Annotated in this window: 17 protein-coding genes and 1 riboswitch; of the genes, 8 read left to right on the top strand and 9 right to left on the bottom strand. The window is 71.7% G+C overall.

Annotated features, from left to right (window positions below):
* Positions 1-137: 137 nt before the first annotated feature.
* On the bottom strand, positions 138-1760 hold the full coding sequence (gene groL, locus AB0J86_RS38155; RefSeq protein ID WP_363863592.1) for a chaperonin GroEL: 1623 nt from the start codon (positions 1758-1760) through the stop codon (positions 138-140).
* 1121 nt (positions 1761-2881) lie between these two features.
* On the bottom strand, positions 2882-3085 hold the full coding sequence (locus tag AB0J86_RS38150; protein ID WP_123563110.1) for a cold-shock protein: 204 nt from the start codon (positions 3083-3085) through the stop codon (positions 2882-2884).
* A gap of 430 nt (positions 3086-3515) precedes the next feature.
* On the opposite strand from AB0J86_RS38150, the gene AB0J86_RS38145 reads away from it, so the two are divergent.
* Positions 3516-4073 carry a GNAT family N-acetyltransferase gene (locus tag AB0J86_RS38145; protein WP_363863589.1) on the top strand — a complete coding sequence of 186 codons (558 nt, stop codon included), beginning with the start codon at positions 3516-3518 and terminating at the stop codon, positions 4071-4073.
* A gap of 202 nt (positions 4074-4275) precedes the next feature.
* Here AB0J86_RS38145 and paaN read toward each other — a convergent pair whose 3' ends face one another.
* The 4 genes from paaN to AB0J86_RS38125 form a co-directional block, all read right to left on the bottom strand.
* A complete protein-coding gene (paaN, locus tag AB0J86_RS38140; RefSeq protein ID WP_363863586.1) occupies positions 4276-5949 on the bottom strand; it encodes a phenylacetic acid degradation protein PaaN in 1674 nt (557 codons plus the stop codon).
* 25 nt (positions 5950-5974) lie between these two features.
* Positions 5975-6994 (bottom strand): GNAT family N-acetyltransferase, encoded by a 1020-nt coding sequence (locus AB0J86_RS38135; protein ID WP_363863583.1) that lies wholly within the window; start codon positions 6992-6994, stop codon positions 5975-5977.
* A 293-nt stretch (positions 6995-7287) separates the two neighbouring features.
* Complete coding sequence (gene thrC / locus AB0J86_RS38130; RefSeq protein WP_363863580.1) at positions 7288-8580, bottom strand: threonine synthase; 1293 nt, start codon at positions 8578-8580, stop codon at positions 7288-7290.
* A gap of 13 nt (positions 8581-8593) precedes the next feature.
* Positions 8594-8710, bottom strand: a riboswitch (SAM riboswitch).
* Between the two features lie 153 nt (positions 8711-8863).
* Positions 8864-10255 carry a hypothetical protein gene (locus AB0J86_RS38125; protein WP_363863578.1) on the bottom strand — a complete coding sequence of 464 codons (1392 nt, stop codon included), beginning with the start codon at positions 10253-10255 and terminating at the stop codon, positions 8864-8866.
* 238 nt (positions 10256-10493) lie between these two features.
* Between AB0J86_RS38125 and AB0J86_RS38120 the strand changes: the two genes are divergently transcribed.
* On the top strand, positions 10494-12110 hold the full coding sequence (locus AB0J86_RS38120) for an alpha/beta hydrolase (RefSeq protein ID WP_363863575.1): 1617 nt from the start codon (positions 10494-10496) through the stop codon (positions 12108-12110).
* 343 nt (positions 12111-12453) lie between these two features.
* The gene (locus AB0J86_RS38115; protein ID WP_363863595.1) at positions 12454-12822 is read left to right on the top strand and encodes a ricin-type beta-trefoil lectin domain protein; all 369 of its coding nucleotides are present in this window, start codon (positions 12454-12456) and stop codon (positions 12820-12822) included.
* Between the two features lie 126 nt (positions 12823-12948).
* On the opposite strand, the gene AB0J86_RS38110 is transcribed toward AB0J86_RS38115, so the two are convergent.
* Positions 12949-14031 (bottom strand): aldo/keto reductase, encoded by a 1083-nt coding sequence (locus AB0J86_RS38110; protein WP_363863572.1) that lies wholly within the window; start codon positions 14029-14031, stop codon positions 12949-12951.
* 153 nt (positions 14032-14184) lie between these two features.
* On the opposite strand from AB0J86_RS38110, the gene AB0J86_RS38105 reads away from it, so the two are divergent.
* A complete protein-coding gene (locus tag AB0J86_RS38105) occupies positions 14185-15105 on the top strand; it encodes an AraC family transcriptional regulator (RefSeq protein ID WP_363863569.1) in 921 nt (306 codons plus the stop codon).
* Positions 15106-15232: 127 nt separating this feature from the next.
* Positions 15233-15733, top strand: coding sequence for a DinB family protein (locus tag AB0J86_RS38100; protein WP_363863565.1), 501 nt, complete (start codon positions 15233-15235; stop codon positions 15731-15733).
* A 166-nt stretch (positions 15734-15899) separates the two neighbouring features.
* On the opposite strand, the gene AB0J86_RS38095 is transcribed toward AB0J86_RS38100, so the two are convergent.
* Positions 15900-16187, bottom strand: coding sequence for a winged helix-turn-helix domain-containing protein (locus AB0J86_RS38095; protein ID WP_363863562.1), 288 nt, complete (start codon positions 16185-16187; stop codon positions 15900-15902).
* A 553-nt stretch (positions 16188-16740) separates the two neighbouring features.
* On the opposite strand from AB0J86_RS38095, the gene AB0J86_RS38090 reads away from it, so the two are divergent.
* Both AB0J86_RS38090 and AB0J86_RS38085 read left to right on the top strand, forming a co-directional pair.
* Complete coding sequence (locus AB0J86_RS38090) at positions 16741-18033, top strand: helix-turn-helix domain-containing protein (RefSeq protein WP_363863559.1); 1293 nt, start codon at positions 16741-16743, stop codon at positions 18031-18033.
* Positions 18034-18385: 352 nt separating this feature from the next.
* The gene (locus tag AB0J86_RS38085; RefSeq protein ID WP_363863556.1) at positions 18386-18856 is read left to right on the top strand and encodes a hypothetical protein; all 471 of its coding nucleotides are present in this window, start codon (positions 18386-18388) and stop codon (positions 18854-18856) included.
* A 53-nt stretch (positions 18857-18909) separates the two neighbouring features.
* Here AB0J86_RS38085 and AB0J86_RS38080 read toward each other — a convergent pair whose 3' ends face one another.
* A complete protein-coding gene (locus AB0J86_RS38080) occupies positions 18910-19305 on the bottom strand; it encodes a helix-turn-helix domain-containing protein (protein WP_363863553.1) in 396 nt (131 codons plus the stop codon).
* 141 nt (positions 19306-19446) lie between these two features.
* Here AB0J86_RS38080 and AB0J86_RS38075 point away from each other — a divergent pair, with 141 nt between their 5' ends.
* Entirely contained in the window at positions 19447-20292 is an 846-nt protein-coding gene (locus AB0J86_RS38075) for an NAD(P)H-binding protein (RefSeq protein ID WP_363863551.1), read from the top strand.
* Positions 20293-20448: the final 156 nt, after the last annotated feature.

The following is a 20448-nucleotide window of genomic DNA, read 5'->3' as shown; positions in this document are numbered from 1 at the left end:
TCGCCCCCCCCCCGCCCCCGCCGCGGCCGCCGTTCGGGGCTAACCTGCTCGCTCACACCCGCCCGCCCCCGGCGCCGTCGGGGGGGGGGGGGCGGCCCCCGCCCCCCCCCCCCCCTCTGCGTTCGTGCGGTCTGGACTCAGAAGTCCATGTCCCCGCCGCCCGGCGCCGCCGGGGCGGCCGGGGTCTTCTCCGGCTTGTCCGCCACCACAGCCTCGGTGGTGAGGAACAGGGCCGCGATCGACGACGCGTTCTGCAGCGCCGAACGGGTCACCTTGGCCGGGTCGATGATGCCCGCGGCGAGCAGGTCAACGTACTCACCGTTGGCCGCGTTGAGGCCGTGCCCGGCGTCCAGGTTGCGGACCCGCTCGACCACGACGCCGCCCTCGAGGCCCGCGTTGACGGCGATCTGCCGCAGCGGGGCGTCCAGCGCGATCTTGACGATCTGGGCGCCGGTCGACTCGTCGCCGGCCAGGTCCAGCTTGTCGAACGCGGTCTTGCCGGCCTGCACCAGCGCCACGCCACCACCGGGGACGATGCCCTCCTCGACGGCCGCCTTCGCGTTGCGAACGGCGTCCTCGATGCGGTGCTTGCGCTCCTTCAGCTCGACCTCGGTGGCCGCGCCGACCTTGATGACCGCAACACCGCCGGCCAGCTTGGCCAGGCGCTCCTGCAGCTTCTCGCGGTCGTAGTCGGAGTCGCTCTTCTCGATCTCGGCGCGGATCTGGTTGACCCGACCCTGGATCTGGTCGGCGTCGCCGGCACCGTCGACGATGGTGGTCTCGTCCTTGGTCACCACGACCTTGCGGGCGCGGCCCAGCAGGGTGAGGTCGGCGGCGTCGAGCTTGAGGCCGATCTCCTCGCTGATGACCTGGCCGCCGGTGAGGATGGCGATGTCGCCCAGCATGGCCTTGCGGCGGTCACCGAAGCCCGGCGCCTTGACGGCGACCGACTTGAAGGTGCCCCGCACCTTGTTGACGATGAGGGTGGCGAGCGCCTCGCCCTCGACGTCCTCGGCGATGATCGCCAGCGGCTTGCCCGACTGCATGACCTTCTCGAGGATCGGCAGCAGGTCCTTCACCGACGAGATCTTGTTGTTGACGATCAGGATGTACGGGTCGTCGAGGACGGCCTCCATCCGATCGGGGTCGGTCATGAAGTAACCGGAGATGTAGCCCTTGTCGAAGCGCATACCCTCGGTGAGCTCCAGCTCGAGCCCGAAGGTGTTGCTCTCCTCGACGGTGATGACGCCTTCCTTGCCGACCTTGTCCATCGCCTCGGCGATGATGTCGCCGACGGTGGTGTCACCGGCGGAGATCGAGGCGGTGGAGGCGATCTGCTCCTTGGTCTCGACGTCCTTGGCGAGCTTGGCCAGCTCCTCCGCCACGGCGCCGACGGCGGCCTCGATGCCCCGCTTCAGGGCCATCGGGTTCGCGCCGGCCGCGACGTTGCGCAGGCCCTCGCGGACCAGCGCCTGGGCCAGGACGGTCGCCGTCGTCGTGCCGTCACCGGCCACGTCGTCGGTCTTCTTGGCGACCTCCTTGACCAGCTCAGCGCCGATCTTCTCGTACGGGTCCTCGAGCTCGATCTCCTTGGCGATGCTCACACCGTCGTTGGTGATGGTGGGAGCACCCCACTTCTTCTCGAGCACGACGTTGCGGCCCTTGGGGCCCAGCGTCACCTTTACGGCGTCGGCGAGGGTGTTCATGCCCCGCTCGAGGCCACGGCGCGCCTCTTCGTCGAACGCGATGATCTTGGCCATACGGCGTTGTCCTCCTGGACACTCACGGTCCTCCGGGCCGGTTGGTCCGGATGATCCGCCTGTGATTACGCACCTTCGGACGTCACTACCTGGCGACAGTGACGTCCGTCGGCCGGGCCGGACAGCCCGCGACGACCGGCCATGTGCCCCGCGCCGGTTCACCCGACCCGGGACCGTGGCCCTACCGCCCCGACCTTTGGCACTCCCTTAGCGCGAGTGCCAATCACCTGTTTAGCACTCTGCCCTGCCGAGTGCAAGCTCGTCGGGCCCGACCAGGGAGGTTCACCGGCGAGTCGCCCGCCCGTCGCATCACCAGCTTCCGACAATCGGCCCTTAGGCCGACAAGCGGGCAAACGGCCCGCGCAGCAGGCAGGAATGTGACGTCGAGTGGTATCCCGACCACGTCCGGTCACCGCCCGACCCGGAGCGGACGGCCGCCACATCCCGAACCGGGCAGGTCGCGCGGCACTCCGCGTGCCCTTCCGGGGACCCCGCGGCCCCTCCCGGGAAGCCCCTGCGGGCATTGCCCAGCGGCGAGCCAAACCCGGCACAGCACGGTGCGACCAGCACGGCACGGCGCGACCAGCACGGCACGGTGCGACCAGCACGGCACGGCGCGACAGCGGCGCGGCGCAACAGCGGCGCGGCGCAACAGCGGCGCGGCGCAACAGCGGCGCGGCCGGCAGCAGGACGTGGACAGCACTGCGACTGCGGCACTGCCAACACGGTGCGACAGCGGCACGAGCCGTGCCGAGCCGAGCCGGCGGTCGTCCCCACACCGACACCCGGGCGGGCAGGTCACGGCCGGGTCGAGCACGCACCGTGAGGCCGCGTGGACGGGTGGCGAGGCGCGGGGCCGGGCCGACGGGCCAGGGCCGCGGACGGTTCACGGCGCGGGCGCGGCGCGCCCCGTGGTCGCCCATGGTGCCCGATGGGCGCAGGTGGTAACCGGTGCCGCGGCCGGACGCGGCGACTGTCGACTCCGGCCGCGGCCACGGCACGGCACGGCAAGGGGTACGACGGCGGCGATGGGTACGACGAAGGCGCCGGCCCCGTCGTGACGAGGGAACGACGCCCGGTCGCAGCCTGGTCGGACCCGATGGCTTGAGTGATCGCCCGGATCAGGCGATCACACGGACCTTTTCCGCCTGTGGGCCCTTCTGCCCCTGCGCGATTTCGAACTCCACGCGCTGTCCGTCGTCCAGCGCCTTGTAGCCGTCCATCTGGATCGCGGAGAAGTGGACGAAGACGTCCTGACCGCCGTCGACCGCGATGAAGCCGTAGCCCTTTTCGCTGTTGAACCACTTGACGGTGCCCTGTGCCACGGTGCACTTCCTCACTTCGCTGACTCATCCGCCGGTTCCGAGGTCACGCCCGTGAATCCAGCGGCCGAAATCGCACGCTACACCAGCCCCCGCAGCCGTGCACTACCCCAAAACGGACACCCCTTCAACGGAGGTGCTCACGGCCCTTTTCGCGACTCGACAAACCATCCCTACCCCGTCCCGACTGGGCATTTGATCTTTTCTTCATCGGCGCACGTCTTTGCCCGGGGTGCCCGGTTCCGTTCCCTCGGACGCCCACGCGCGACCATTGCCGGTGCCCGTACATCCGGGGGACGGCGACCCCCCGACCGAAGCGAGGCGGCACCCCCGGCGTCGCCCGCGCCGCGGTACGCCTCGCCCGTCGGAATGTGTCGCGGTCGGCCCGGCAATCGGCTTGCCGGAGCGCGGCGCGACCCGGTAGGCATGCCACATGATCCCTGCGCGGCCCCTCGTCGCCGCCGAGCCCGGCCAATGCGCACCGGCCGGTGACGGCGCCACCGTGCGTCGCGTCCGTCCGGCCGACGCGGCCCGGATGCGGGCGTTACGGCTCGAAATGCTCGCCGACTCCCCGCTCGCCTTCCTGGAGACGCTCGCGGACGCGGCGGCCCGGCCGCACGCCGAGTACGCGGCCCGGATCGCGCGCAACTCCATCGGCATCGCCTGCGCGCAGTTCGTCGCGGAGGCGGACGGGCGGTTCGTCGGCCACGCCGGCGGCATCGCCGCGCCGGAGGAGCCCGCACTGACCGTGATCTTCGCGGTCTACCTCACCCCGTCCTGGCGGGGCCGGGGCCTGCTCGGCGAGCTGGTCGACGCGGTGGCGGCGTGGTCCCGGGCGGCCGGACGGCCGGAGCTGCTGCTGGAGGTGGTCGTCGGCAACGACCGCGCGGTACGGGCGTACGAGCGGCTCGGCTTCGTCGACACCGGCGTGCGGGCGCCGCACCCGAACGTGCCCGTACTGACCGAGCTGCAGATGCGCCGCCGCGCGTAGGCGCAGGCCGTCCCCCGCCGGCACCGTGCCCCGCCGGCGCTGTCCCCGCCCGCACGGTACCCCGCCGGCACCGCGCCCCGCCGGATCCGTGCGGCGGGACAGCGGGGCACTCCCGCGCGACAGCGCGCAACAGCGCGCGCGACCGGGGCCGCTCCCGCCGGGAGGGGCCCCTTACCGCTGGCGATCAGGTGTGCGCTGGCGATCAGGCGTGGCGCCGGGACTGCACGATGCGGAACCGGTTGGCGACGTACGCCCCGTCGGTCAGGGCCGCGTTGGCCGCCGGGTTGGCGCCGCTGGCGTGGAAGTCCGAGAACGCGGCGGACTGGTTCACGAAGACGCCGCCGGTCAGGTTGCAGGAGAGGTGCACCCCGGCGTCCAGCGCCGCCGCCTCGGCCGCGTCCAGCACCTTCTCGTCGCTGGAGTAGACGGAGGCGGTGAGGGCACCGCGCTCCCCCACGGTCGTACGGAAGATCTCCAGGCTCTGCTCGGTGGAGTCGGTCGCGATCACGAACGAGATCGGCCCGAACCACTCGCGACCGTACGTGGTGGTGGCGTCGGCGCCGAGCCGGACGATCGTCGGCGTACGGACGACCGCGTCCGGGTGCGCCGGGTGCTCCAGCGCGCGCGACTCCAGTACCGCCTCGCCCGTCCCGGTGACCTCGGCCAACCGGGCGAGCACGCCGTCGTTGACGATGGCGCCGGTCAGCTCGACCGCGCGGGCCGGATCGGCGGTGAGCTTGCCGACGGCGCCCGCGATGCCGGCCGCCACCTCGTCGAAGCTCTTGTGTCCCTGGTCGGTCTCGATTCCGTCGGCCGGCACCAGGATGTTCTGCGGGGTGGTGCACATCTGCCCGCTGTAGAGGACCAGCGAGAACCCGATGTTGCGGCACATTCCGGCGAAGTCGGACGTGGAGTCGACGACCACGGTGTTGACGCCGGCCTTCTCGGTGTAGACGGCGGCCTGGCGGGCGTTGGCCTCCAGCCAGTCGCCGTACTCCGTCGAGCCCGTGAAGTCGACGATGCGTACCTCGGGACGCAGCGCCAGGGTGGAGGCGATCCGTTCGCCCGGCGCCTCGGCGGCGAGCAGCACCAGGTTCGGATCGAAGCCGGCCTCGGCGAGTACCTCCCGCGCGTAGCGGACCGTGATCGCGAGCGGCAGCACGGCGCCCGGATGCGGCTTGACGATCACCGGGTTGCCGGTGGCCAGCGAGGCGAAGAGACCCGGGTACGAGTTCCAGGTCGGGAACGTGTTGCAGCCGATGACGAGCCCGATCCCGCGCGGTACCACGTGGAAGGTCTTGGTCATCCGTAGCGGGTCGCCCTTGCCGGCCGGCTTCTCCCACTCGGCCCGGGCCGGGTGCCGGGTCATCTCGGCGTACGCGTACGCGAGCGCCTCCAGCGCCCGGTCCAGCGCGTGCGCGCCGCCGGCCTGGAACGCCATGACGAAGGCCTGGCCGCTGGTGAACTGCACGGCGTTGGCCAGCTCGAAGACGTGGGCGTGCAGCCGGGCCAGGATCTCCAGGCAGACGCCCAGCCGGGTCTGCGGGCCCGCGTCCCGCCAGGCGGGCAGCGCGGCGGTGGCCGCGGCCACCAGCGCGTCGACCTCGCCGTGCGGGTAGCGCACGCCCAGCTCGACACCGAAGGGGCTCCGCTCGGTGGCGACCCGGTCGGTGGTGCCGGGCTGGTCGAGCGGGAAGTCCGCGTCCAGGTAGGACCGGAAGGCGGCCTCGCCCTCGGCGGCGGCGGTCTCGCCGTACACCCGGGGGCTGGGCGACTCGGGGTAGGCCGACCAGTAGGCGCGCTCGGCGATCGCGCTGAGCGCCCGGGTGAGGGTGTCGGCGTGCTTGGCGTACAGGGGATGCGGGGTCTCCGTCATCCCGACATCATGCCGCAGCCGGTGCTCAGATCGTCAGCTGCCAGTTGTGCCACGCGTCGACCGGGCGGAACCCCAGCGCCTCGTTGATCGAGATCATGTGGTCGTTCACCGCCGCGTTCCAGGTGTCGATCACCCGCAGGTCGGGCTCGTGCGTCAGGGCGTACCGCAGGTTTTCGATCTTGACGAGGGCGCCGAGCCGGTGCCCCCGGTGCTCCGGGTCGACGATGGTGATCTGCTGGTACGCGTGCCACACAGGCGCCGCGTCGAATTCCAGCATCGTCCAGGCGACCAGCCGGCCGGAGGCGTCGTGGCGGGCGCCGCAGTGGTAGGTGCGTCGGCCGCGTGCCGCGAGGGCGGCCTCGGTCCGGCGTACCCGCGCCGAGTCCACCTTCTCCGGCTCCCATTCGAGGTCGCCCAGGGGCGCGTCCTCGATCAGCCGGCCGTCGAGGTAGGCGACGTCGGCGACGTACTCCTCCGGGGTGGGTCCGTGCCAGCGCACCGGCGAGTACCCCGTTGAGGCGGCCCGGGCGACGCCGTGCAGGCGGTCCAGGGCCGACTGGTCGAGCGCGGTCACGTCCAGCCGGCGCCGCACCTCGGGCAGGACCGGCCGCGCGCCCATCGCGGCGGCGAAGGCCGAGCCCGCGCCGGTACGCGCCGGTCCGCCGGGCAGCGCCTCGACGGTGGCGCCGGAGATCCGCTTGCGCCGGTGCTCGCCGGCCAGCCGGAGGAGTTCCTGGTACAGCGCGCGGCCGACCCCGCGCCGCCGGTGGTCCGGGTGTACGTACAGCTCCACGCTCACGTTGTCCAGATTGTCCAATTGCGGGAGCCCCGCCGAGAGATAGCCAACGGGCACCCCGTCGCGGTACGCCAGCACCCGCTCGGTATGCCTGCCGGGCATCGGATGCCGCAACCCGCCGACGAAACGGGTCCGCTCCTGCGGCGGGAAGTCGGCCCCCTCGGCGGCGTCGCTCGCCGCGACTATTCGGTACGCCCGCTCGACGGACTCGTCGTCGCGGGCATCGAGGCGGACCAGGACTATATCCATGCCCCGAGCGTGCCGGCCCGCTCCGCGTCGCGCGAATGGTTTTTCGGGGCAGGGAGATTTTTGGTCGGGAGGGACGATCGCACAACGCCTCCGGCGTTGGGACGTAAGAGCTTGAAAAGTCTACGGCGACACGCCCTCCCGCACGGAGCATCTTGCGTCGTGCACGTTTCGACGTCAAGCCCCCGCAGGCGTGTTTTTCCTACGCACGGCAAATCGGCGACTACGGGCCGCAGCGCCCACGCCTTCGCCGCCCGGCCGGGGGAGCCGCCCCGCCCGGCCGAGCGTGCTCGCTCTCAGCCGAGCAGGCCCGCGTCCCGGGCCGCACGCAGCGAGGGCTTGATCCGGTACGTCGGTCCGACCTGGGTCGCCACCGCGTCGATGGTCTTCAACCCCTCGCCGGTGTTGAAGACGACGGTCTCGGCGTCGGGGTCGAGCTTGCCGCTCTCGACCAGCTTGCGCAGCACCGCCGTGGTGACCCCGCCCGCCGTCTCGGCGAAGACCCCGGTGGTACGCGCCAGCAGGCGGATGCCCTCGCGGATCTCGTCGTCGTCGACGTACTCCATCCAGCCCCCGGTACGGCGCACCGCCTCGATGGCGTAGATGCCGGCCGCGGGGTCGCCGATGTTGAGCGACTTGGCGATGCCGGTGGGCCGGACCGGCGTGATGACGTCGGTGCCGGCGTGCAGCGCGACGGCGATCGGGTTGCACCCGGCGGACTGGGCGCCGAAGACCCGCCAGCCGTTCGCCGGCGCCTCGACGAGGCCGATCTCGACCAGTTCGCTGAACGCCTTGTCAATCTTGGTCAGCAGCTCGCCGCTGGCCATCGGGATCACCACCTGCTCGGGAATCCGCCAGCCGAGCTGCTCGGCCACCTCGTAGCCGAGCGTCTTGGAGCCCTCGGCGTAGTAGGGGCGCACGTTCACGTTCACGAACGCGGTGTCCTCGAACTCGTCCGTCTCGACCAGTTCGCCGCAGAGCCGGTTCACGTCGTCGTACGAGCCGTCGATGGCGACCAGGTCGCCGCCGTAGACCGCGGTGGTGACGACCTTGCCCTGCTCCAGGTCGCTCGGCACGAAGACGATCGAGGGCGCCCCGGCGCGGGCGGCGTGGGCGGCCACGGAGTTGGCGAGGTTGCCGGTCGAGGCGCAGGCGAAGCGGGTGAAGCCGAGGCCACGCGCGGCGGTGAGGGCCACCGAGACCACCCGGTCCTTGAACGAGTGGGTCGGGTTGGCGCTGTCGTCCTTGACCCAGAGCGGGGCCCGGATGCCCAGTTCGGCGGCGAGGTTCGGGGCCGCGACCAGCGGGGTCAGCCCGGGGTCGAGGGTGACCCGGCCGGCCGGGTCCTGCCCGGTCGGAAGCAGCGCGGCGTACCGCCAGATGCTCCGCGGACCGGCCTCGATCTCGGCGCGGGTGACCCGGGCGAGCGCGGCCGGGTCGTAGGCGACCTCCAGCGGACCGAAACACTCGAAACAGGCGTGCTGGGCGATGAGGGGGTATTCCGCACCGCAGCCGCGACAGACGAGGGCGCGCGCGGGGCTGGGGCTGGTGGTCGCGGTGGTGGTCGTCGCGTCGATGGTCGACGTCATGGCGAGGGCCGTCCTCTCATCTTTCCCCGGAAGCCGCGCTCTGCGGTGGGGACGGAATTGGCACCTGCTCCCTGTGGAGTGGTTGCCGGGGCGTCGTCGGGCCGTATCCCTCAGCCCCTCTGGATGAGGTATTCAGTTGTGACCACGAGTCTACGGTGACGCCCCGGCTCCGAGGCGAGAGGTTCCCGAGGTGTGAGCCATCCCGCAGCGTCGAGCACCCCGGTACGCTCCGCGACCGCGCGGCGTACGGTGCGGCGAACGGCTGTGGCGGCCCGGAGTCAGCTCACCTCGTCCGGCGCGGGATGGCGGGCGTCTCGGGCAGGCGCAGTCGCACGGTCGACGTCGTCTCGGCGGTCACGGTGTTCAGGTACACCGGATCGACGATCGTGGTGTGCGCCGTGAGGGTGGCGGCGCCCGGCGCGAAGTCCCGGTCCGTGGCCTCGTACCACACCACCGTCTCCGACCAGGGCGTCACCTCGCCGGCCGCGCAGCTCACCGGCACCCCGAAGTGGCCGACCAGCGGCTGGCCCTCCGGCTCCTGGGTGAGGGTGCCCGTGACGATCATCCAAGCCTCGCCGGAGCAGGTGACGGTGCCGCCCACCCGTACCTCCTGGATGCCGGTGCGGTACCAGGACTTGTCCCGTATCAGGTCGGCCCGGTCCGCCGTGAGGGCGAGGGTGAACGGAGGCGGTCCCGGAATGTTGAGGATCACCTCTCCGGTGGTCGGATCGTTACCGCCCGGATACTCGCAGACCCGGGTGAAGGCGAGGTCGAGCAGGGCGACCGAGCCGTCGGGCGCGAACCTCAGCTGCCGGATCGTGAAGGTGCCGTGCTCTCCCGGGCAGGACCCTCTTGGCCCGTCCAGGGTGAGGCGCGGACCGGCGTTACTGCCGTCCCAGTAGGAGCGGGCGTCGGGATAGGTGCCGACCCGCAACGGCTCGCCAGCCGGTGCCGCGATCGCGAAGGAACCGCGGTCGTAGCTCCCGGCGCGCGCCGCGGCGACGACGACGGCGTTCCCGTCGTGCCGGGTGACACCGACAATCATGTCCCCGAGACCGCTGTGGTATTCGCCGGTGTCACGGCCGGCGAAGGTGAGGGCGCTCAGCACCCGGCCCTGCGGCGGCTCCGGCTCGGACGGGTAGTTGACGACCAGGTGGCCCATGGACAGCCGCAGGCGCCCCTCGCAGTAGTAGGCGAAGTTGACGTCGAGCGCCTCGATCGCTCCGCCCGCGCCGTACCGGATCTGGTTCACCCGGAAGTCGCCGAGCGAGCCGCTGCAACCACTACCGTTGCCGCTCAGACTCAGGGCCGGGCGCTCGGGCGCGCTGTACGACCACTGCACCGCGTCGTCGTAGGTCCCCACCGCCAGCGGTGCGCTTCCCCCGTAGAACGCGAGGTCGAACCACTGCCCGTCCGCCGCCGCCAGGTGCACGCGTACGTGCGGGCTCAGCTCATCCGACCGCGCTCCGCTCTCCAGCGTGAAAGCATCACCGCTCCTCGTGGAGAACGAGTCGTCGACGACGAGTTCGTTTCCGCGGAGGGTCAGCGCGCCCTCGGTCACCGGTACGGCGACATCGGCGGCCTGGGCGGGGGTCGCGGTCAGCAGGCCGGTCACGAGGGTGGTCGCGGCCAGCGCGGCACCGAACAGTCGCCGGCGCCGGATTGTGCTTGTCAAGGGTCCTCCAAGGACGAAGGCTGACGGGGCGACGCCCCCGCGGCTTTCGAAAGTATTGATCTTCAAGGGGCCGCCGCATCGGCCGACCCGGCACTGCGGGTACGCCGACCCGGCCGACCGGGAAAACTCGGGGATCTCCCGGAAAACACCCTAGGAAGTCCCTATCAGTCCTTTCGGGACGGATCTCCCGCGTGGTCGGATCGACGCCACCGTCCAGTGGCGAATGGAGCCTCGTTCCATGCGAAAACTGATCCGCTCCGCGGCGGCCGGCGCGATCGCCGCCAGCGTCCTGCTCGGCGCCGCACCGGCGACCGCCGCACCGGCCGGCGCCCCGGCGGACCCGAGGGTCGGCCGGATCGACTGGCAGCCCTGCCCCGAGCGGCCGGACGACCCGAGCGTGCGCTGCGGCGACCTCCAGGTGCCCGTCGACTGGGCCCGGCCCGAGCGCGGCACCTTCCCGCTGGCCGTGGCCAAGCGGGCGGCCACCGACCCGGCGGCCCGCATCGGACCACTGCTGATCAACCCCGGCGGACCCGGCGCCTCGGGCGTGGACGCCGCGCTCGGGGCGGACACCTATTTCAGCCCGGAGATCCTGCGCCGCTTCGACGTCATCGGCTTCGACCCACGCGGGGTGGCCCGGAGCGACGCCGTCGTCTGCTCGGTCTCGCTCCTCGCCCAGCAGCCGTTCCCGGTACCGGCGGACCAGGCGGAGTACGAGGCGTTGGTCGCCTACAACAAGCGGCTCGCCGCGGACTGCCGCGGGCACAGCGGCCCGCTCTTCGACCACGTCGACACCGTCTCGGTGGCGCGTGACATGGACGCGATCCGGGCCGCGCTGGGAGAACGCCAGATCAGCTACTACGGGGTCTCCTACGGCACGCTGATCGGCCAGATCTACGCCGAGCGCTTCCCGGACCGGGTACGCGCGCTGGTCGTAGACAGCAACATGGACCACAGCCTGAGCACGGGCGGGTTCCTCCGCACCGAGGCGGTCGGCCTGGAGGACTCGTTCGGCCAGTTCGTGGCCTGGTGCGACCGGGACGCGTCCTGCGCCCTGCACGGGCAGGACGTGGCGGCGTTCTACGACCGGCTCATGGCGCGGGCGGACGCCGGCACGCTGGTCGACCCGGACAGCGGCGCGAAGCTGACCTGGCTCGACCTGAGCGACCGGGCGCTCGGCGCCTTCTACGGTCCGAACTGGTCCGGGCTGGCCGCCGACCTGGCCGCGCTCGACGGGGGCGCGGTCGGAGCCGGTACCGGGGAGCGCGCCGCGCGCCCGGCCCCCGTCACCGGCACGGCCCGCGCCGGCGCCGCCCGCGCCGCGGCCTCGGCCGCCGACGGCGCGGAGCTGGTCGGATACCCGCTGGCGGTGTTCTGCGAGGACTGGTCGCTGCCGATCGGCAGCCACGCCGAGTTCTCCCGGTACCTCGACATGTCCCGCGCCGTGGCTCCCCACCTGCGGGCCTCGCCCATGGCGGTGGGCGTGACGGCCGGCTGCCTCGGCTGGACGAAGGTGAACAACCCGCAACACCGGCTGCGGGTCCGGACCTCGATCCCGCTGCTCGTGCTCAACTCGCGGTACGACCCCGCCACCCCGTACGAGTGGGGGGTCGCCGTCGCGCGGCAACTCGGTGACCGGGGCCGGTTCGTCGCGTACCAGGGCTGGGGCCACGGGGCGTACGGCCGAACCGACTGCGTGACCGGCCACGTGGACCGGTACCTGGTCGGCCGCGCGCTCCCGCCGCGGACCGCCACCTGCCCCGCGGCCCCGACCTCGACGGCGGACGGGGCGCGCCGCGCGACGGTCGCACCCCGGGACCGGACCGGTCTCGGCTGGTCGCTGCCGGTCGCCTGACCACCGTCGCGCGACGACCCGCCGGACGGGCGGGGCTCGGACGTCCGGGCCCCGCCCGTCCGTTCCCGACCGGCCCGGCGCGGGTGGCGGTTGTCCGCTCCGACGAGCTGTCCGGGACTCTCTCCGGGGCGTGGCGACGCCGCCGAGGAGCCATTTCCCCAGGTGCGTCCAATGATTGGTCCGGCCGGTAAAACGCGTGGAACGCCTCGCCAGACACCGAGGAAATTGCACTTCCTCGGTGCACGGCATTCCACGGCGGAGGTACGCGAAAATGGGGTCCAATGGTTGTCGGCAAATTTGTGCGACGCACCACAGCATGTCCGGTTGACCGCAATTTAGGGGTATTGCCGTCGCCACGGGCAGGTGTCTCGACGGAAGCGGGTTGGCCCCGACGGCCACCACCTGCGCCGCGCCCGACACCGCCGGACACCAGTCGTGGGCCCTGCAGGAGTGGTTGGACGGCACCTATGGGCTGAAGGAGCAGGCGGAGGGGTTCTGCCTCGACGACAGCCCCGCCTACGGCCTCACGACGATGCCCTGCTACGACTCGCCCTTCCAGCGCTGGACCTTCGCCACCATGAACTCCGGCGCGGTGCAGGTGCAGAACCAGAAGACCGGGCGTTGCCTCGACGACAGCCCCGCGTACGGGCTGCAGAGCATGCCGTGCAGCGCGATCGCCCTGCAGTCCTGGCAGCTGAACACGGCCGGCTGACCGGACCGCCGACCCGGTCACACGACGTCATGCCTCCCCGACCCCTGCCGGGTCCGGGAGGCATGACGCGTACCCGCGCGAACTCCGCTGAAGCGGCGGCGCGGACGAGCGGCCCGGTCGCGGGACTCAGTACCGCACGGCGCTCTGCAGCAGCGGCGGGTAGACGCCCGACGGCTCGCCGTCCACCGTCGTGCCGGCGAACTGCAGCATCGCCCGCTGCGCGCCGTGCATCGGCGCCGGATAGTTCAGGGTCGGGGCCGAGACCTCGTCCAGCCGCGCCAACTGTCCGGGATCGAGCGTCACCTCCAGGCCGGCGAGATTCGCCTCCAGGTGCGCCACCCGCCGGGCGCCGAGGATCGGTACGACGGTGCCCTGACGGGCGCGCAGCCAGGCCAGCGACACGGCGGCCGAGGTGGTGCCGAGTTCGTCGGCGACCTCGGCGACGGCGTCGATCACCCGGTACTCCTCCTTGCTCGGGCCGCCGACGTAGGCGGCACGGGCCGAGTCGGTCACCTCCGCGCCGCGCCGGTACTTGCCGGAGAGGAAGCCGTTCCTGAGCGGGCTCCACGGGACCAGCGCCATGCCCTGGTCGAGCGCGAGCGGCGCGAGTTCGCCCTCGACGGTACGGGCCAGCAGCGAGTACTCGACCTGCAACGCGATCAGCGGGCTCCAGCCCCGCAGCAGCGCGGTCGTCTGCGCCTGCGCGGTGACCCAGGCGGGCGTGTTCGAGAACCCGATGTACCGGATCTTGCCCGCCCGGACCAGGTCATCGAGCGTACGCATGGTCTCCTCGATCGGGGTGTTCCGGTCCCAGTTGTGCAGCCAGTACAGGTCGAGGTAGTCGGTCTGGAGCCGGCGCAGGCTCTCGTCGAGCTGGGCGATGATCGAGGTGCGGCCCGCGCCGCCGCCGTTCGGGTCGCCCGGGAAGAGGTTGAAGAAGAACTTCGAGGCCAGCACCACCCGCTCGCGCCGGCCCGGGCGGGCGGCGAAGAAGTCGCCGAGGATCTTCTCGGAGTGGGTGTTGGTGTAGAAGTTCGCGGTGTCGACGAAGTTCCCGCCGCGGTCCAGGTACGTCTCCAGGATCCTCTCGGACTCATCGACACTGCACCCGGCGCCGCCGGGATCCTCGCCGAAGGTCATCGCGCCGAGGGCGAACGGGCTGACCCGCAGCCCCGACCGGCCCAGGGTGACGTAGTGATCGAGTGGCATCTGAACTGCTCCTATGCGTCTCGGAAGGCTCCCCTCCATCGAACGTCCGCGGTCCGGGACCCGGTAGATCGATCCGCTCGGACCCTTGTCCGATCCTCTCGACTTCGCCTCGATCGGGTTGTCGCGGCGGAGTCGGGGTGCTTCCGTGGACGGGTGCGCCCCGACCCCGACCTCCTGCTGGCCGAGATCCGCGACCGCGTCGCGGCCCGGGCCCGACCGGACCTCGTCACGCCGATCGACGGTCTGCTGCTGTCGAAGGTCGAGACCGCGCCGCCCGACTACTCGCTGACCGAGCCGCTGCTGGTCGTCATGGCCCAGGGCGGCAAGCGGCTCCTCCTCGGCGACCAGGTCTTCGAGTACCGGGCCGGGCAGTTCCTCGTGGTCACCGCCGAGCTGCCGGTGACCGGCCACTTCGTCGGGGCCAGCCCACGGGTCCCGGCGCTGGGACTGGGGCTGGCGCTGCGTCCGGCCGCCATCGCCCCGCTGCTGCTGGAGGGGCCGGCCGCACGCTGGTCCCGTACCACGGTCGGCATGCCCGCGATCGCGACCGGCGACGCGGGCCCCGAGCTGCTCGACGCCGTCGCCCGGCTGCTCCGGCTGCTCGACCACCCCGCCGACGCGCCGGTGCTCGCGCCGCTGATCGAGCGGGAGATCCTCTGGCGGCTGCTCACCGGCCCGCACGGCGACGTGATCCGCCAGATCGGCCTGGCCGACAGCGGCCTCTCCCACGTCAACCGCGCGATCCGCTGGATTCGCGACAACTACGCCGAGCCGATGCGGATCTCCGACCTGGCCCGCCTGGCCGGGATGAGCCCGTCCGCCTTCCACCGGCACTTCCGCGCGATCACGGCCATGAGCCCGCTCCAGTTCCAGAAGCGCATCCGACTCCAGGAGGCCCGCTCGCTGCTGGTCGGCCGCCCCGGCGACGTCGCCAGCGTCGGACACCTGGTCGGCTACGACAGTCCCTCGCAGTTCAACCGCGAGTACCGCCGGCTCTTCGGCGCCCCACCCGGGCAGGACGCGGCCCGCCTGCGCGAGGAGACCGCCGCGTACGAGGTCCGACACCTACCCTGACCGCCGGCAGGTTCTCGGCAATCTTGGTAGGGGATGGCCCCGGTACGGGCCATTCCGCAGCGAAATCCCCGGATCTGGAATAGTCCGCGGCGGTACGACGACGGCCGCGTTGCCCGGAAGGATCACCATGGCCCCCAGCAGCACGATGACGGCAGAAGCACGTGCCCTGCAGCACTACCTCGACGCCCAGCGGGCCAGTGCGTTGGCGATCCTCGACGGGCTCACCGACGAGCAGCTGCGGACCCCGGTCCTGCCCTCCGGGTGGACGCCGATCGGGCTGATCAAGCACCTGGGTTATGCCGAGCGCCACTGGTTCCAGCGGGTGTTCCAGGGCACCGTGGCCGACGTACCGTGGCCCGACGACGACGAGGAGGCGATGACCGCCGCGCACCCGGTCGCCGAGGTGTTCGCCTTCTACCGTGAGCAGTGCGAACGAGCCAATGCCCTGCTCGCCACCACGCCACTGGACGCGAAGCCGGTCGGGCGACCCGGCAGCGACCCGGACGACGAGGTCGGCGACCTGCGCGGGATCGTCCTCCACATGATCGAAGAGACCGCCCGGCACCTCGGCCACCTCGACGCCGCGCGCGAACTCCTCGACGGCCGTACCGGCCTCGGCCCGCGCTGAATGAACGCAATGGCGATACCCGAAGGAGAGCCTTCGTAGGTCGCATCGTCTGAGCAGGTGCCTGACCACTGCCGGTTGATGGAGGGCGCCGCCTGCGCCAAGCTGATGATCGACCCACTCGTGGCGCCGCGCGCTCGCCTGTCGCGCGGCGAAAGGCGAGCAAGCGTCAGCTCACAGGGCCAAACCTCGCGGTCCTCTCGGCGGGCGCCGAAGGTGTCACCCCGTCACTCGCCTTCGGCGCACCGGTCACATAGACGCCCTTACCCTGGCGTCCTTCCAGTAGCCCTTCGGCCTGCAGAATCAGAATTGCCGAGCGCACAGGCTCGGCGGACACGCCATACCGCGCGGTCAACTCGCGCAACGACGGCAGCTTGGCGCCCGGGCCGTACTCGCCCGACGCGATCCGGTCACGAATGTCCTGGGCAATCCGTTGACGGTCTGAGATCCGTGGCATGGCAACTCCTGGTAGGCACCAAGATCCTCCCATGCACACGGCAGCCCTGCCAAGACTTTGCGTGCTTAGCATGCACAGCCATTGGTCTTACAATGCTTTGCATTGTATGTTGGTCCCACGGACGCCTGGCACGGAACGCCTGGTAGGCAGCCGGCCTCCCGGTTCAGGCATCCGCCGATACGACTGGCCACATCCAGACCCGCCGTATCGGATTGCCCTGTCAAGCACAGGTCAACTCGACCAGGTCTCGGCGGGGCTGGGCGGGTCGGCTCGGCGGGACCACGTCGCCGGCCCGCCCCATGCCCGCCTGGCATGAGGAGGCTTGCCGTGTCCTACCGAACCGGAACATCCCCGCCCCGACCGCAGCGCGAGTAACCGCCCAATCCACCCCTGTCCGGAACCACTCTCGGCCGTACCGAGGCGACGGCGGTCGGGAGCGGAAAAGGCCCGGGGCGGGTGGCGGGCTCCGACCACCGCCTCCCCATACGGGCGGTCGGTCGCCCCCGCCCGCCTCGGCGCCGCCACATCCTCCCAACCCCGACCGAGGAGCAGCATGAGCGCCTTGGATCCGCGGCCACGGCCGAGCACTCCCCCGAAGGGCTCGCCCGAGCCCACCCGCAACCCGGGACACGAGCTGCCGGTGGGGCGGCGGGTGGCGTACTGGCGTGGACGGCGCAACCTGTCGCAGCAGCACCTCGCCGACCGGCTCGGCAAGTCGAAGAGCTGGGTCGAGAAGGTCGAGCGGGGCGCACGGCGGCTCGACCGGTTCTCGGTACTGCACGAGATCGCCGAAGCGCTGCGGATCGACGTACAGCAGCTCGTCAGCACGGAGTCGAAGCGGATGGGCGGACGCGGGCGGATCGAGACCGAGGGAATCCGCGCGGCCCTGGAGCGGTACGCGGTGCCGGGGCCGAGGCGCGACGGCGAGCCCAACCCGCCGGAGCTGCCCGAGCTGGCCAAGGCGGTCAACCACGCCTGGTTGACGTGCCAACGATCCGGGTACGACAGCCTCGCCCGATCCCTACCGCGCCTGATACTCGACGCGCAGGCGTCGGACGGGCTGTACCACGACCCCGAGGCGGCGCACCTGCTGGCGCAGGCGTACCAGATCGCCTCGGCGGTGCTGCTCAAGCTGGGCGAGGCCGAGTTGGCCTGGCTCGCCGCCGACCGGTCGACGGCGGTGGCCGCGCGCGCCGACGATCCGCTGCTGGTGGGTACCGCCACCGGCCGGGCCGGGGGCGCCCTGCTCGCACTCGGCCGACCCGGGTCCGCGCTGGCCGCACACGAGCAGGCCGCGCACCGACTCGCCCCGGGCGGCGAGGAACTGGGCGGCACAGAGCCCACCGGTCCGGCCCGGCTCTCCGTACGCGGGTGGCTGTTCCTCCAGGGTGCGCTGGCGGTCGCGCGGCTCGGCAACGCGGCCCGGGCGCGGGAACTGCTCCAGGCGGCCGAAGGGGCGGCAAACGCCCTGGGTACCGACCAGGACCGCTACTGGACGAGCTTCGGACCGACGAACGTGCGGCTGCACCGGATCGCCGCCGCCGTCGAGCTGGGCGAGGGCGGGCACGCGATCGAAATCCACACGCGCATCGACCCGCGTGACCTCGGCGGGCTGCCGCCGGAGCGCCGGGCGCAGCACCTGCTCGACCTCGCGCGCGCGTACCTCCAGACCGGCGACACGGTCCGCGCGGGCCGGGCCCTGGTCGACGGCGAGCGGGTGGCGCCGGCCGAGATCCGCTACCGCCCCGCCGCCCGCGCGACGATGACCGACCTGCTGCGCGCGATCGGCGGCACGCCGCCGGGACCCGTGCCCGAGTTGGCCGCCCACATGGGCGTAACGATCTGAGCCCCCAGCCGCACCCCCGCGCGCGCCCCGACCATTCGGTGATCGACATGGCTGTATGGCCGCCTATGCGGCTCGGGATCGCGGCGGAAAGCCCGCTCGCCCCACCGTCAGCAAAGCGCCGAAAGCCCTGTTCAGAGACGTGAGAAGACGGCCGGCGCGGCACAGCACTCGACGGTGGATCACCCAGGAGACCGACAAAAGGGATTCCTATCATCGGTACCGATGGTCCAGGAAGAGTAACGGCCGCCTATCTGGCGTCGTCCACTCGAACGGCGACGTGACCACGTCCGGGGGGCGCCTTGTCGAGAGGAAAGAAATGATTCGACCTCCACGCCACGCGAGACTCCGGTCGATGATGGTGATCGCCGTGGCACTGCTCACCGGTCTCGTGGGTGCCGCCGTACCGGCGGCGGCCGCGTCCGCCGACCCGCCGACGCTGCCGAAGCCCTTCGAGATGGACGACGCCGTTTCCGGCGGGTCGCCGTCGGGCGGCGTCTGCACCACCACCATCGGGAACGATGCCACCGGGTGCTTCGTACGGTACGGCGACCAGTGGTTCGTCCAGGCGATCGATCCCGACGCCGCCGGCGGGACCTCCATCTCCTGGTCCAACGAGCTCTACGCCGGATCGAGCCGGGGTTGGGTGACCTATCGCCACGGCACGTGCTACGGCTGGGCGGGCGTGGGGACGTGGGTCCACTGCAACAAGGACTACTACGAGAACACCAGCGAGAACTATTTCGGCTACCAGGGCAGCCGCCTGCGCTGGACGGTCTGTGCCAACTACTGCTCCGAGGAGCGGGTGACGACGAACGACCAGTGAGCTTGATCTAGGGCAAATCGTGGTGATTGAAGATCAAGTCACCGCGATTTGCCCTAGATCGGCGAGGCGGTGTCGTACTCCTGCCGGGCCCGGTCGACCTTGTCGAGGTTGGTGGCGGACCACTCGGCGAGGTGGGCGAAGAGCGGGGCGAGGCTGCGGCCGAGTTCGCTGATCTCGTACTCGACCCGGGGCGGGACCTCCGGGTGGTACGTACGCACGATCAGGCCGTCGCGTTCGAGCTGGCGCAGCCGCTGGGTCAGCACCTTCGGGGTGATCGTGGCGATCCGGCGCTGCAGCTCGACGAAGCGCTGCCGGCCGTGCGCGTTCAGGGTCCAGAGGATCGGTGTGGTCCACCGGCTGAAGACGATGTCGACGACCGGGGCGATCGGGCAGGCGGACTCCGGATCGGCCGAGGCGGCCGGGCTCCGGGTTGTCGTCTCGGCGGTCATGTGTACCCCTCACGCATAGTCACTTTCCTCTAGGTACCTACTATACCGACGGTGTTAGCGTCTCTCCGTCGCGGTGGGATCCCCCCGCTCAGCGACGTCCCCGCCCAGTTCAGGGCGGTTCACTCGAACGGGGAGACATTCATGATCGTAGTTACCGGAGCGACCGGCAACGTCGGCCGGGCGCTCGTGGAGGCGCTCGCGGCAGCCGGCGAGCGGGTCACGGCCACGTCCCGGAACGTGGCGGCGGCGGCCGTACCCGAAGGCGTGCTGGCCCGGCCCGCGAACCTGGCCGACCCGGAGAGCCTGCGGCCCCTCCTCGACGGCGCCGACGCCCTCTTCCTGCACGACGGCGGTGCCGGTGCAGGAGTGCTGAGCCCACGGGACGTCCTCGACGTCGCCAAGGCCGGCGGGGTCGGACGGGTCGTGCTGCTCTCCTCCCAGGGGGTCGCGACCCGGCCGGAGTCGCCGTCGCACGGGATCGCCATGCGCGCCGTCGAGGACGCCGTGCAGGAATCCGGCCTCGACTGGACGATCCTGCGGCCGGGTGGCTTCAACACCAACTCGTACGCCTGGATCCCGTCGGTCCGCGCCGAGCGGACCGTCGCCGCCCCCTTCGGCGACGTCAGCCTGCCGACCGTCGACCCGCTCGACATCGCCGAGGTCGCCGCCGTGGCCCTGCGGGAGGACGGCCACGTCGGGCGGATCTACACCCTCACCGGACCGGCCCGCACCACGCCCCGGCAGCGGGCCGAGGCGATCGGCGAGGCGATCGGCGAGCCGATCCGGTTCGTGGAGCAGACCCTCGACGAGGCCCGGGCGCAGATGCTCCAGTTCATGCCCGAGCCGGTGGCCGAGACCACCCTCGCCGTCCTCGGCCGGCCCACCGCCGCCGAGCAGCAGGTCAGCCCCGACGTCGAGCGGGTCCTCGGCCGACCGGCCGGTGCCTTCGCCGACTGGGCCCGCCGCAACGCCGCCGCCTTCAAGTAGGCCGCCCCCGCCCGAACCGCCAGGGCCCGTCGATCTAGGGCAAATCGTCGCTAGTGGATATCCACTAGCGACGATTTTTCCGAGTAAGACCAAAAGTGGGGGGGTGGGGGGGGGTCATCTGGTGTGGTCCATTGGGGTGTAGAGCCAGAAAGCCCG

This window comes from Micromonospora sp. NPDC049559 (genome assembly GCF_040676675.1).
Taxonomy (GTDB): domain Bacteria; phylum Actinomycetota; class Actinomycetes; order Mycobacteriales; family Micromonosporaceae; genus JBFAPK01.
This window is presented reverse-complemented; position numbering and strand designations above follow the sequence as displayed.